Source organism: Actinokineospora terrae (assembly GCF_900111175.1).
Lineage (GTDB): Bacteria > Actinomycetota > Actinomycetes > Mycobacteriales > Pseudonocardiaceae > Actinokineospora > Actinokineospora terrae.
The window spans coordinates 544,679-559,358 of record NZ_FOGI01000001.1; the positions used below are offsets into that span (position 1 = coordinate 544,679).

Genomic DNA, 14,680 nt, shown 5'->3' on the forward strand with positions numbered 1-14,680 from the left:
ATGTCTGTGCCAGTGGTTCCGGTGGGTCTCTCGCCCGCCCAGCAGGCGCTGTGGTTCGCCCAGCGGCTCGACGGCACCGGCGCCGGGTACACCACGGCCGAGGCCGTCGAGCTGCGCGGACCCCTCGTGGTCGAGGCGTTCCTGCGCGCGGCGACCACGGTCGGCGCCGAGGCCGAGGCGCTCGGCACGGTCTTCACCACCGATGGCGACGAGGTCTCGCAACTGCCCGGCGCGGTAGCGGTACCGGTGGCACTGGTGGACTTCACCGACGCGGTCGACCCGATGGCGGCGGCATCGCGCTGGATGGACGACGACCGCGCGCGTGCGGTCGACCTGCTGGCCGGGCCGGTCGCGGCGCAGGCACTGCTCGTGCTCGGACCCGAGCACCACCTCTGGTACCTGCGGGCGCACCACATCGTGCTCGACGGGTACGGGTTCTCCCTGGTCGCGCGGCGGGTTGCCGACGTGTACCGCGCGTTGGCCGGTGACACCGAGGTCGGACCCTCGCCGTTCGCGCCCGTGTCGGCGTATGTCGCGGAGCAGGACTCCTACCGCGCGTCGGAGAAGTTCGCCGCTGACCGGGTGTGGTGGGCGGAGCGGGTGGCGGATCTGCCCGAGGTTGTGTCACCTTCGAACTCCACCGAGTCGGTTGTGGGCTTCCGGCGGGTGCGGGGGAGTGCTGACCTCCAACTGGAGCCGTTGCACGGACCTGCCTTGGTTACCGCTGCCGTGGGTCTTGTGGTGCACCGGGCCACCGGGGCCGACGAGGTCGTGTTGGGGCTGCCGATGATGGGCAGGCTCGGGTCGGTGTCCGCGCGGATCCCGACGACGACGGTCAACGTCGTACCCCTGCGGGTCGCGGTGACGCCGGGGACGTCGGTGGGCGACCTGCTCGCGGCGGTGCGGGCCGAGCTGCGCGCGGTCAGTCCACATCAGACCTACCGGGGCGAGGACGTCCGGCGGGACGCGCACCTGCTCGCGGCGGGGCGGCGGCTGGTCGGGCCGTGGGTGAACCTGAAGCCGTACCGGGCCGAGCTGGACTTCGGCGGAGTGGACGCCGCCGTGCACTACCTGTCGGCCGGTCCGGCGGAGGACTTGTCGTTCACGGTCTACAACGCACAGGGGTCGTTGGAGATCGAGGTAGACGGTAACCCCGGTCGGTACAGCGAGACGGACCTCTCCGGCTACCTCGACGCGTTCGTGACCGTGCTGCGGGGCCTTGTTGATGCTGCCGCCGAACTCCCGACCGGACGGTTGGGGTTGCTGCGCGAGCCCGTCTCGATGGTGGGGCCACAGCCTGCTCGTCCAGCACTGGGGTTGGCTGAACTCGTTGCGGCGCAGGCGGAGCGCACGCCGGACCGAGTCGCGGTGCGGGACGGTTCGCGGGCGGTGACGTACCGCGAACTGGTGGAACGCGTTGATGCGATCGCTGCGACCTTGCGCGAGCGGGGGGCAGGTCCGGAGACGGTGGTGGCGGTAGCGCTGCCTCGGACCGTTGACCTTGTCGCGACGCTACTGGCCGTAGCGTCCACCGGCGCGGCCTACCTGCCGCTCGACCTGGGGTTCCCGGCCGACCGGCTGGAGTACATGCTCGCCGACGCCTCGCCGGTGCTGGTCGTTGGCGCTGACGGCTTGCAGCTCGACGAGGTAGGGACCGGGTCGGTCAGCCCTGTCTCGGTGCGTCCTGATCAGGCCGCGTACGTGCTCTACACCTCTGGCTCAACCGGGCGCCCCAAGGGCGTGGTGATCCCGTCCGGCGCGTTGGTCAACTTCCTGCTGGACATGGTCGACCGGTTCGCACTCGGCGCCGACGACGTGCTGGTGGCTGTGACTACGGTCGGGTTCGACATCTCCGGGCTGGAGTTGTTCGTGCCGCTGCTGTCCGGTGCCACGGTCCGGTTGGTGGACGGCGACACGGCGCGCGATCCAGCCCTGCTGGCCGCTGTCATCGCCGATTGCGCAACCGTCATGCAGGCGACCCCCTCGCTGTGGCAGGCGCTTCTGGCCGCTTACCCGAACGCTGCCCGTGGCCTGCGTGTACTGGTGGGCGGGGAGGCACTGCCTGCGGATCTCGCGCTAGAGCTTGCGCGGTCTCGTGGTGTCACCAACCTGTACGGCCCTACCGAGACCACCATCTGGTCGACCGCGCATGACCTGAACGGCGAAGGCGTCTCCATCGGCCTGCCTATCGCCAACACGACCGTCTACGTGCTCGACGGCGCCCTCAAGCCGGTTCCCGTTGGCGTTCCCGGTGAGCTCTACATCGCTGGTGACGGTCTCGCCCGGGGCTACCACGCTCGTCCGGGGTTGAGCGCCGAACGCTTCACAGCGGATCCTTACGGACCCGCCGGGTCGCGCATGTACCGCACCGGAGACCTCGCACACCGTGGGGCTGACGGGCTGCTCCACGTACTCGGCCGGGTCGACGACCAGGTCAAGGTGCGTGGCTTCCGGATCGAACTGGGGGAGATCGAGACCGTCCTCGCCCGGCACCCCGATGTCGAGCGCGCCGTGGTTGTGGCGCACGGGGCGAGCCTGGCCGAGCAGAGACTTGTCGCTTACGTCGTCCCATCTGTGCCGGACGACCTGACTGACTGGGCGCGGGCAGCGCTACCGGAGTACATGGTCCCGTCCGCGCTGATGGGGCTACCGGAGATTCCGCTGACCCCTAACGGCAAGGTCGACCGCCGCGCGCTCCCCGCACCGGACCTTGTTGGTGGCGGGCGTGCTCCGCGTAACCCCCGTGAACGGGCGCTGTGTGACCTCGTTGGCGAGGTGCTGGGGGTCCGCGATGTCGGTATCGACGATGACTTCTTCGCACTAGGCGGCACTTCGCTGCTGGCGACTCGGTTGAGCGTGCGGGCGCGCGTGGAGCTAGGCGTCGAGCTGTCCATCCGGTCGGTGTTCGACGCGCCTACCGTGGCCGGATTGGTCGAGCACCTGACGACAGCAGCCGCAGTGACCGGCCCTAGAGCCGTGGAACGGCCTGAGCGGGTGCCGTTGTCGTTCGCGCAGCGGCGCCTGTGGTTCGTGCACGAGCTTGATGGGCCTGACCCGACCTACCACATCCCGCTGCTGCTGCGGTTCGACGACCAGGTCGATGTGGCCGCCTTGCGCGCTGCGGTCGCCGATGTCGCGGGACGGCACGAGGTGCTGCGCACGGTCGTTGCCACGGACGCGGACGGGATCGCGTACCAGGTCATCGGCCAGGTGTGGCCCACCGTCCTAGAAGGCGGCACCGTGGATGCGGCTGCGCGTGCCCCGTTCGACCTCCGCACCGACTCGCCGCTCCGCGTTCACGCGCTCGGTAGCGCTGTCTTGCTGGTGCTGCACCACATCGCGGGTGACGAGTGGTCACTAGGGCCGCTGGTCGCGGACCTGGGTGAGGCTTACGGGGCCAGGTTGACCGGTGCGGCGCCGTCGTTCACGCCACTGCCGTTGCAGTACGCGGACTTCGCGCTGTGGCAGCGCGGCTTGGAAGAAGACGGGCTGGGCTTCTGGTCGTCGACCCTGCACGGTGCACCTGACGAGGTCGGTCTGCGCCCCGACCACGCGCGCCCGGCCCGCGCGTCGCACCGTGGCGGCACGGTCCCCCTGGACATCCCCGCCGACCTGCACACCGCCGTGCGGGAGCTGGCCGTGCGGTCCGGCACCAGCGTGTTCATGGTCGTGCACGCCGCCATCGCCGCGTTGCTGTCGCGGCTGGGCGCGGGCACCGACATCGTGATCGGCACGCCCACCGCGGGCCGGGTCGACCCCGTGGTGGACCCGCTGATCGGCTTCTTCGTCAACACGGTCCCGCTGCGCACGGACGTCTCCGGGGCGCCGTCGTTCGTCGAGCTGCTGTCGCGGGTGCGCGCCGCCGACCTCGCGGCGTTCGACAACCAGAACACGCCGTTCGAGCGCATGGTGGAGACCCTGTCGCCGCGCCGGTCAGCCGGGCGGCACCCGCTGTTCCAGGTGCTGTTCGCCTACCACCCCGAGCTGCCGTCGGGGTTCGCGCGTTCGCTGGAGCTGGTGCACACCGACACGGCCAAGTTCGACCTGACCGTCGACCTGTCCGAGCAGTCGGAAGGCCTCCGGGGCTTCGTCGAGTACGCGCTCGACCTGTACTCACCTACGACCGTCGAGGCGTTCGCTACGAGGTTCGTCGCGTTCTTGCGTGCTGTGGTGGCCGCGCCTGAGGCGTCGGTGGAGTCGGTTGACGTGATCTTGGCCCCAGAGCGCGCTGCGGTGACTTCGCTGTGGCAGGGCGCGCGGGTCCCGGTGCGCGGTCAGTCGATCCCCGCGCTGTTCGCCGCGCAGGTCGCCGAGCACCCTGAGGCCCCTGCGGTCATCGTCGATGGTGGAACCTGCCTGAGTTACGCCGAACTCGACACCCGTGTCTCGGCTCTGGCAGCCGAACTGCGCTCCCGTGACATCGGCCCTGGCTCCATCGTTGGTGTCCTCTTGGAGCGCTCAGCCGCTCTTATCGTCGCCCTGCTGGGAATCCAGCGTGCGGGCGCCGCATACCTCCCTCTTGACCCCGAATACCCCGTGTCGCGCTTGACCTTCATGGTCTCCGACGCTGCCCCCTCTGTGGTCATCGCGGGCGAAGGCACCCGTCTAACAGGCACGCCGCACCTGGTCCTCGACACCGATGGCACCTATCGCGGCGGAGAGGCCGGTTCGGGCGTCGTCGAGCCTGAGGGTGACCGGGCCGCGTACGTGATCTACACGTCGGGTTCCACCGGGCGCCCCAAGGGCGTTGTGGTGCCGCAGTCCGGGATCGTGAACCGGTTGCTGTGGATGCAGGCCGAATACGCGTTGACCCCGGGTGAGCGGGTGCTGCAGAAGACCCCGGCGAGCTTCGACGTGTCGGTGTGGGAGTTCTTCTGGCCGCTGGTCACCGGGGCGACGCTGGTGTTCGCGAAGCCGGGCGGTCACCGGGATCCGGCGTACCTGGCCGAGGTGATCGATCGGCAGCAGGTCACCACGGTGCACTTCGTGCCGTCGATGCTGCGTGCCTTCGTCGCGGACCCCGCCGCCGAGCGCGTGTCCGCACTACGGCGGGTCCTGTGCTCGGGTGAGGCGCTCCCGGAAGACCTGCGCGACGAGTTCCGCGCGGTCTCCACCGCCGAGCTGCACAACCTCTACGGGCCCACCGAGGCCTCGGTCGACGTTACCGCTATCCGCGTCGCCGACACCGGAACTGTCCCTATTGGACGACCCGTGTGGAACACCGACATCTACGTCCTGGACCGCGACCTGCGCCCGGTCCCCCCAGGCGTTCCCGGTGACCTGTACCTGGCTGGCGTGCAGCTTGCCTGGGGCTACCTCAACCGCCCAGGGTTGACGGCCGAGCGGTTCGTGGCGAACCCCTTCGCCGAAGGCAGGCTCTACCGCACGGGTGACCTCGCCCGGTGGAACGACGGCGCCCTGGAATACCTGGGTCGCGTAGACGACCAGGTCAAGCTGCGCGGGTTCCGCATCGAACTCGGCGAGGTCGAAGCCGCCATGACGGCTGTCGACGGCGTCACCCACGCGGTGGCGACCGTCCGGCAAGACAGGCTCATCGGCTACGTGGTCCCGCCCGAGGCCAGCGCGCGCGTCAAGGACGAACTGGCCAAGACCTTGCCCGCGCACCTCGTGCCATCGGTCGTCGTAGGCATTGACGCCATCCCGTTGAGCCCTAGCGGTAAGACCGACCGCAAGGCCCTCCCGGAGCCGCAGGCTCAAACGGACACCAACCGCGCTCCCCGCAACGCCGTGGAGGAGTTCCTCTGCGCTGCCTATGCCGATCTGCTCGGCCTCGATGCGGTAGGCGTAGACGACGACTTCTTCGCGCTAGGCGGCCACTCGCTACTCGCGACCCGTCTGGTCAACCGAGTCCGCACCGGCCTCGGCGTCGAGCTTTCGGTGCGGGACGTCTTCGATGCGTCCACCGTTGCCGGCCTAGCCGCGCGCACAGACATCACCACTGCCCCGCGCCCCATCCCTGGTGAGCTTCCGCGCCCAGAATTGGTCCCACTCTCAGCCGCACAGCAACGCCTCTGGTTCGCCTACCGCGTCGAAGGTCCCTCGCCGACCTACAACATCCCCTTCACCGCCCGCCTTACCGGCGACGTTGACGGTCCCTCTCTCGTTGCGGCGCTGCACGATCTAGCCACTAGACACGAGAGCCTCCGCACGGTCCTCACCGACACCCATCAGGTCATCACCGACCGCAGGCCCACTCTCGACATCGTCGAGACCACCGAGGAAGCGCTACCCACCCTCGTCACCGAGGCTGCCGAGCACGCGTTCGACCTCGCGACCGACATCCCGGTCCGCGCGTGGCTGTTCACTACGCCAGCCGCGTCGGTGCTGCTGGTCTTGGTCCACCACGTCGCTGCCGACGAATGGTCCGAGGCGACACTATGGGCCGAGCTTGGCGCTGCCTACGTCGCCCGCAAGGCAGGACAAGAGCCCGAGCTCGCCCCACTCCCCGTCCAGTACGCCGACTACACCATCTGGCAGCGGGCCCTCTTGGACACCGTCGCCGACACCCAACTCGCCTACTGGCGCCGGGCACTCGACGGTCTTCCCGAGGAGATCCCCCTTCCCACTGACCGCCACCGACCCGCGGCCGCCGACCACCGTGGCGCTCGTGTCCGCACTGCGGTTAGCGCTAACACCCACCGCGCGCTCACCGACCTCGCTGCGGGGCAAGGCGCGTCGTTGTTCATGGTCGGTCACGCGGCCGTGGCGGCGCTGCTCACCGCGCTCGGCGCCGGAACCGACATCCCACTCGGCGCCCCCGTCGCGGGCCGCGTGGACGACCGGCTCGACGGCCTCATCGGCTTCCTGGTCAACACCGTCGTCCTGCGCGTCGACACCTCCGGCGACCCGGGGTTCACCGACCTGCTCGCCCGCGTCCGCGCCGCCGACCTGGCCGCCTACGCGCACCAGGACGTGCCGTTCGACCGAGTCGTCGACGACCTCGCTCCAGCGCGCCTGCTGGGCCGAAACCCGCTGTTCCAGACCATGCTGGTGCACCGCGCCGCCCCCACCGCGACCCCCGGTCTGCCCGGCCACGGCGGCGTCGCCGAGCCGGTCGAGCTGACCACCGCCAAGTTCGACCTCACGATCACCCTGGCCGAACGCGCCGAGGGCGGCATCGACATCTCAGTCGACTATGCCACCGCCCTGTTCGACCGCGAGACTGCTGACGACCTGGTCTGGCGACTCACCACGCTGCTCGACGCGATCGCGGCCGACCCGCGTACCCGCCTGTCCGCTGTCGACATCCGCACGCCGCGCGAACTCGACTGGCGCCCGTCGCCCCCGCTCCAGGACGGCCCGCGCACCCTGCCCGAACTCCTCGCCGCGCAGATCACCGCCCGCCCCGATGACATCGCGCTGGTCGCCGACCAGACCCTCACCTTCGGCGAGCTGGGCTCCCGCGTCCGCAGGCTCGCCCGGCACCTCGTCGGGCTCGGCATCGGCGCGGAGGACATCGTCGCCGTCGCCCTGCCGCGCGGCGTTGACCTGGTCATCGCCCTGCTCGCGGTCATCGAGGCAGGCGCAACCTATCTCCCGCTCGACGTCGACTACCCGCGCGCCCGCCTCGACCACCTCATCGCCGACGCCAGGCCGGCGCTGCTGATCACCGACACCCTCAATGCGGACCTGCCCACGCTGCGCCCCGATGACCCGGCGATCGCCGCTCAACCGGACACCCCGCTCGATGTCCTCCCGCACCCGGACTCGGCCGCGTACGTGATCTACACATCCGGCTCCACCGGCCTGCCCAAGGGCGTCACGGTCGCGCACCGCCAGATCACCTCGCTGTTCCAGGCCAACCAGGCCGCCGTGTTCGGCCCGGTGTCCGGCGGGCGGCGGCTTCGGGTGTCGCACGGGTTCTCGTTCGCGTTCGACGCGTCCTGGCAGCAGCTGCTCTGGCTCCTGGACGGCCACGAGCTGCACCTGCTCACCCGGGACGAGTACGCCGACCCCGCCGCCTACCTCAAGGCCGTCACGGACCGCGCCATCGACTTCGTCGAGGCCACCCCGAGCACCATCGGCATGCTCGTCGACCGGGGTCTGCTCGACACCGGGGTCAAAGGCGTCGGCATGGGCGGGGAAGCGGTGTCCAGCGCGCTCTGGGAGCGTCTGGCCGGCATCGCCGCGTTCGACTTCTATGGCCCGACCGAGGCCACGGTCATGGTCACGATGGCGGCTATCGACGGCGACACGCCCAACATCGGTGGCCCCGTGGCAGGGTCGACCGCTTATGTACTCGACGAGTGGTTGCGGCCAGCGCCGACCGGTGTCACCGGCGAGCTTTACGTTGGTGGAGCCCAGGTCGCGCGCGGCTACCTCAAGCGGCCCGCGCTTACCGCGGAGCGGTTTGTGGCCAACCCGTTCGGTGAGGGCAGGCTCTACCGCACGGGTGACCTCGTCCGTCGTGGACGTGATGGGTCTCTGCGGTTCGCCGGGCGCACCGACGACCAGGTCAAGATCCGGGGTTTCCGCGTAGAGCTGGGTGAGGTCGAGGCCGCGCTGTCCGCGTTGCCCGGCGTCCGTGCGTCTGCTGTCGTGCTCCGCGATCGACGACTGGTCGGGTACGTCACCCCGGCAACGGTCGACGTCACCGCCGCGCGTGCGGCCCTGCAGAACTCCTTGCCGGAACAGGCTGTGCCCGGTGCACTCGTCGCGCTCGATACGTTGCCGCTGACCGTCAACGGCAAGGTAGACCGCGCCGCTCTACCCGAGCCGGACTTCACCGTCATAGTGTCGTCCCGCCAGCCCGAGACGCCCGCCGAGCACGCTTTGGCCGAGGTCTTCGCCACCGTGTTGGGCCTGCCGTCCGTCGGTATCGACGACGACTTCTTCGCCATCGGCGGCGACAGCATCATGTCCATCCAGCTGGTCACCGCCGCGCGCGCGGCCGGGGTCGGAATCGCTCCCCGAGACGTGTTCGAACTGCGCACGGTCAAGGCACTCGCCGCACATAGCTCTACCGTCTCGACCGGCCTCGTCGGCTCGCCCACCGGCGAACTGCCTTTCACACCGGTCATGCGAGACCTGGTCGAACGCGGTGGCCCTATCCGCCGATTCGCCCAGACGACCGTCCTTGTCACCCCCCACGGTCTTACCGAGAACGTCCTGAGACTCGCGCTACAGCGAGTTCTCGCGACCCACAGCGTTCTCGGTGCTCGCCTCACCGACACGGGTCTCACCATCGGCGACGCCCCCACCGCGTCGGACGTGCTGCGCGTCGGACCGTGGGACGTGGTCGAGGCGCTCGACTCACTGGACCCCCGGGCGGGCGCGATGATCGCGTTCCGCTGGGACGGCACCGGCAGGCTCCTCATCGCCGCGCACCACCTCGTGGTCGACGGCGTCTCGTGGCGCGTCCTGGCCGGTGACCTCGCCGCCGCGTGCGAGGGCGACCTGCCGCAGGAGTCGACCGCGTTCCGGCTGTGGGCCCGGGACCTGATGACGCGTCCCCGGGGCGACGGCGACTTCTGGCGCCACCTGCTCGCCGAACCCGTGCAGCCGTGGGGGACCGCGCCGCTGGACCCGTCGCGCGACACCACGGGCTCGACCCGCACCGAACGCGTCGAACTCGACCCGGAGACCACCGCCACCCTGATCACGACGCTGCCCAGGCGCTTCGGCGTCGGCGTCCGGGAAGCCATCCTGGCCGGGTTGGCGCAGGCAGCGGGCGGCCCGGCGCGGGTCGACATCGAGGGGCACGGCCGCGAGGAACAGGCCGTCCCGGGTGCCGACCTGACCCGCGCGGTCGGGTGGTTCACCTCGCTGCACCCGCTGCGCCTCGAAGGCGGGCTCAAGCAGGTCAAGGAACTGTCGCGTGCCGTGCCGGACAACGGCATCGGCTACGGGCTGGTCGGTGGCCCTACCTCCGAGGTGTTGGTCAACTACCTGGGTCGGTTCACCCTCGACGGTCGGCCCTGGTCACCAGCCCCCGACGCGAACGCGCTCGGCGGGGGTGTCGACCCGCAGATGCCGGTCAGCCACGCCATCGCGGTCAACGCTGCTGTAGAAGACCGGGCAGGTGGCCCTGTCCTCGTCGCGGAGTGGACCTACGCACCCGGTGCGTGCACGAACGTTGATGTCGTGGCACTCGCCTCGGCCTGGTCTGCTGCGGTCAAGGCACTCGCTGTCGACGCCCAGTCGTCCGACGCTGTCGAGCACACCCCGTCTGACTTCCCATTGGTGGCGCTACAGCAGTCCGATGTGGACGCACTAGTTGCGGCCTACCCAACTTTGACGGACGTCTGGTCCCTGAGCCCACTCCAGACCGGTCTGCTCTACCTCGCCGACGTCGATGACGTCTACACCGTCCAGTTGGTGCTCGACCTCGAAGGTGACGTCAACTCTGACCGCCTGCGCGCGGCCGTTGGCGCTGTCCTCAACAGGCACGCCAACCTGCGCACGTCCTTCCTGACAACGGATTCAGGCGTTCCCGTCCAGGTAGTCACACCGCTGGCAACCATCCCCTTCGCGACCGCCGACGACCTGGACACCTTCCTGGAAGAGGACCGGGCGCGCGGGTTCGACATCACGGCGGGCCCGCTGGTGCGGTTCACCCTCGTCGGTTCCCGGCTCGTGGTGACCAACCACCACCTGGTGCTCGACGGCTGGTCCGGTCCGCTCCTGGTCCGCGACCTCATCGCGTTCTACTCCGGCACCGACCTCACCGAGCCCGGTGACTACCGCCGCTACCTGGCGTCCCTGGTCCAGCGCGACGGCGCACCCTGGCAGACCGCCCTGGACGGGCTCACCGAGCCCACGATCCTCGCCCCCGACGTCGCGGTCTCCGGCCCGCCGAACGAGGTCGTCGTCCCGGTCCGCCAGGACCTCGCCGAGATCGCCCGCGCCCACCGGGTCACCGCGAACACCGTCATCCAGGTCGCGTGGGGCCTGACCCTGGCCAGGCTGCTCGGCCGCGACGACGTCGTGTTCGGCACCACCGTGTCCGGTCGCTCCGGCGCCGTCGACGGCATCGCCGACATGGTCGGCCTGTTCATCAACACCGTGCCCGTCCGCGTCCGCGTCGACCCGGCGGAGACACCCGCCGCGCTGCTCGCCCGAGTCCAGGACGAGCAGGCCGCGCTGATCGGCCACCACGACGTCGGCCTCGCCGAGATCCAGCGCCGGGCAGGCCTGGGCGAGCTGTTCGACACGCTGATGGTCGTCGAGAGCTACCCGATCGCCGAAGAGGCCCCGGACGCCGAGATCCGGGTCACCGGAGCGGTCGGCCACGACGCCACTCACTACCCGGTGGCCGTAGTGGCGCACCCCGGGCAGGACCTGCGTTTGCGCTACCACGGCGAGATCGGTGAACTCGCCGAGCGGTTCGCGATCGTGCTCGACAACCTCGCCACCGCCGACAAGGTCGGGCAGATCGACGTCCTCACCGACGCCGAGCGCACCACGATCCTCGAAGCGTTCAACGACACCGCCGAGCCCGAGGTCACCCGCACTCTCACCACCATGGTCGCCGACCGGATGACCGCCGCACCGGACTCGATCGCCGTTGTCGACGGCGATCGCAGGCTCACCTACCGAGAGCTGGATGACCTCACCGCGTCTCTTGCCGCGAAGCTGCAAGCCGAGGGTGTCGGCCCGGAGAAGACCGTAGGCATCGCCTTGCCGCGTTCCGCCGAGATGGTCGTCGCGCTCGTCGCCGTACTCCGCGCCGGTGGTGCCTTCGTCCCCGTCGACCCCACCTGGCCCACCGACCGCCGTGAGCGGGTCTTGGCCGACTCGCGCGCGGTTGTCGCGATCACCGGCCCGGACGCGGTAGAGCTAACAGTGCCGACCGTGCCTGTCGACCTCGACGCGTGGCCGCACCCCGCCGCTTTCCCGGAGCCCGTTGCGGCTGACGGGCTCGGCCTGGCCTATGTGATCTTCACGTCCGGCTCCACCGGTGTCCCCAAGGGCGCCATGATCCGCCACGAGGCCATCTGCGCCCGCCTGCACTGGCAGTCGGGCCTGCTGGGCTTCGGTGCCGACGACGCGACGCTGTTCAAGGCGCCGCTGGCGTTCGACATCTCCATCAACGAGATCTTCCTGCCGCTGGTCGCGGGCGGCCGGGTCGTGGTGGCCGCCGCCGGGGGCGAGCGCGACCCGAACTACCTGCTCGACGTGATCGACACCGAGGGCGTCACCTTCGTCTACCTGCCCTCGTCGATGCTCGACGCGCTGCTGACCGTGGCCGCCGAACCCGGCTCCCTCGCGGGGCTGCGGCACGTCTGGTGCGGCGGCGAGGTCCTCACCCCGGACCTGTTCGACCGGTTCCGCCGCAGGCTCGACACCACGATGTACCACGGCTACGGCCCCGCCGAGGCCACCATCGGTGTCTCGCACGTGGTCTACCGCGCCTCCGCCGAGCGGATCGCGACCTCGATCGGCAAGCCCAACCCGAACACGCGGCTCTACGTCCTCGACCCGCATCTACGTCCGGTTCCCGTGGGGCAGTCGGGTGAGCTGTACGCGGGCGGTTACCTGCTCGGTCGCGGTTACGTCAACGCACCTGGTCTGACCTCGAACAGGTTCATCGCGGACCCGTTCGGTCCTGCTGGTGAGCGTCTCTACCGCACGGGCGACCTCGCGCGGTGGAACGTTGATGGCTCGCTCGACTTCGTGGGCCGCGCTGACAACCAGGTCAAGATCCGGGGGATGCGCCTCGAACTCGAAGAGGTCGAGTCAGCACTATCCACACACCCGGCCGTCCGGCGTGCCGTGGTGACTGTGCGCAGGTCGTCTCTAGTCGCCTACATCGTTCCGGACGGCTCGGTCACCGTGACCGAGCTGACGGGCTGGGCGCGGTCGGTCCTGCCCGACTACATGGTCCCGTCCACGTTCGTGCTCATGGACGCGCTACCGACGACCGTCAACGGCAAGGTCGACCGGGCAGCTCTCCCGGAGCCGGAGCGTGTCACCACCGGCACCCGAGCACCGGCGACCGCCGTCGAGGCCGCGCTCGTCAGCCTGTTCGCGGACGTCCTCGGCTTGGCCGAGGTCGGCGCGGATGACGACTTCTTCGCGCTCGGCGGCGACAGCATCATCTCGATGCAGCTCGTCGCGCGGGCCAGGGCGACCGGGATCAGGTTCACGACCCGCCAGGTCTTCGAGACCCGCACGGTCGCCGCTCTAGCCGCACTCGCCGAACTTGGCACGACAGCGCAAACGCAGCCGGACAACGCTATCGGCGAGATCCCGCTGACCCCGGTCATGCGCGAGCTTCTCGGTAGAAGCGGCCCGATCGACCGTTTCCACCAGTCCAGGCTCCTTCTGGCTCCTGCCACGCTCACGGTCGACCGGCTTGTAGCCGCCGTCAACGCCGTGGTCGACGTGCACCCGGTCCTGCGCACTCGCCTTGTGGATGACGCACTTGTCGTCGGTAGCGCGAACGCCGTCGTCACCCATGTCGACGCTGCCGGGCACTACGGCCCACAGTGGAACAAGACACTGCTGGACGCGACCGAGCGGGCCATCGGCGAGCTGGACCCGGTCGCGGGCGTCGTGCTCCGCGTCGTCTGGATCGACCGTGGACAGGGTGAGCCGGGCCGAGTCCTGATCGTCGCGCACCACCTCGTCATCGACGGTGTCTCGTGGCGAATCCTCGTGCCCGCACTCGCCGCCGCCGTCAACGGTGAACGCCCGACTACGACAGGTCTGTCCTTCCGAGGCTGGACTACCGCGCTCAACAAGCAGGATCGCGAAGCGGAACTGCCCGTGTGGCAGGAGATCGTCGCCCCAGCGCACAGCCTGACCACTCGGCCGCTAGATGACGCCGTCGACACTGTCGGCACCGCCAAGACCCACACCGTCACGATCCCCAACGCGACGACCTTGCTCGGTCCGATCCCGGCCGCGTTCCACACCGGGCCCACCGAGGTGCTGCTCGCCGCGCTCGCCACCGCCATCGGCAGGCCCATCGTGGTGGACCTCGAAGGCCACGGCCGCTCCGACGAGGTCACCGACACCATCGGCTGGTTCACCGAGATCCACCCGGTCCGCCTCACCCCCGGCGACACCCCCGCCGCGACGCTCAAGCTGGTCAAGGAGGCCGTCCGAGCCGTTCCCGGCGACGGGCTGGGTCACGGCCTGCTCCGCGACCGGCTGCCCGCCGCGCCGCGTGACATCCTGGTCAACTACCTGGGCCGCGTCGGCGCGGGCGAGACCGGCGACTGGTCGGCCGCGCCCGAGGCCGCCGCGCTCGCCGGCGGCGCCGACGCCGCCATGGCCGTAGGGCACCCGGTCGCGCTCAACATCCTCGCCGAGGGCGACACGCTCACCGCGCACTTCGCGTGGGTCGGTGCCGTCCCCGACGAGACGGTCCACGACCTGGCCGCCCGGTGGGCCGCCGCGCTGGCCGACCTCGCCAGATTCGACGGCGGCGGGCACTCGCCCTCGGACTGGCCGCTGGCCGCGCTCACCCAGGCCGAGGTCGACGAGATCGACGAGGGCCACGACCCGGCCGACGTCTGGTCGACCACGCCGCTGCAAGAGGGCCTGCTGTTCCTCACCGCGTTCGACGAGTCCGAAGTGGACGTCTACACCACCCAGCAGGTGCTGACCCTGCGCGGCGACGTGGACGGCAATCGTTTGCGCGCTGCGGCGCAGGCTGTAGTCGACCGGCACGACACGCTGCGGGCCGCGTTCCCGACGCTGTCCACGGGCC

The 14,680-nt window shown here is 70.1% G+C and carries 1 protein-coding gene (only partly in view); it reads left to right on the top strand.

Going from position 1 to position 14,680, the window contains the following annotated elements:
• Positions 1 to 14,680: the 5' portion of a non-ribosomal peptide synthetase gene (locus BMY07_RS02295; protein ID WP_092774691.1), read on the top strand. Its footprint extends 4,166 nt past the window's final position; the window shows 14,680 of its 18,846 coding nt (coding positions 1–14,680); it begins with the start codon at positions 1 to 3; its stop codon lies off the right edge, out of view.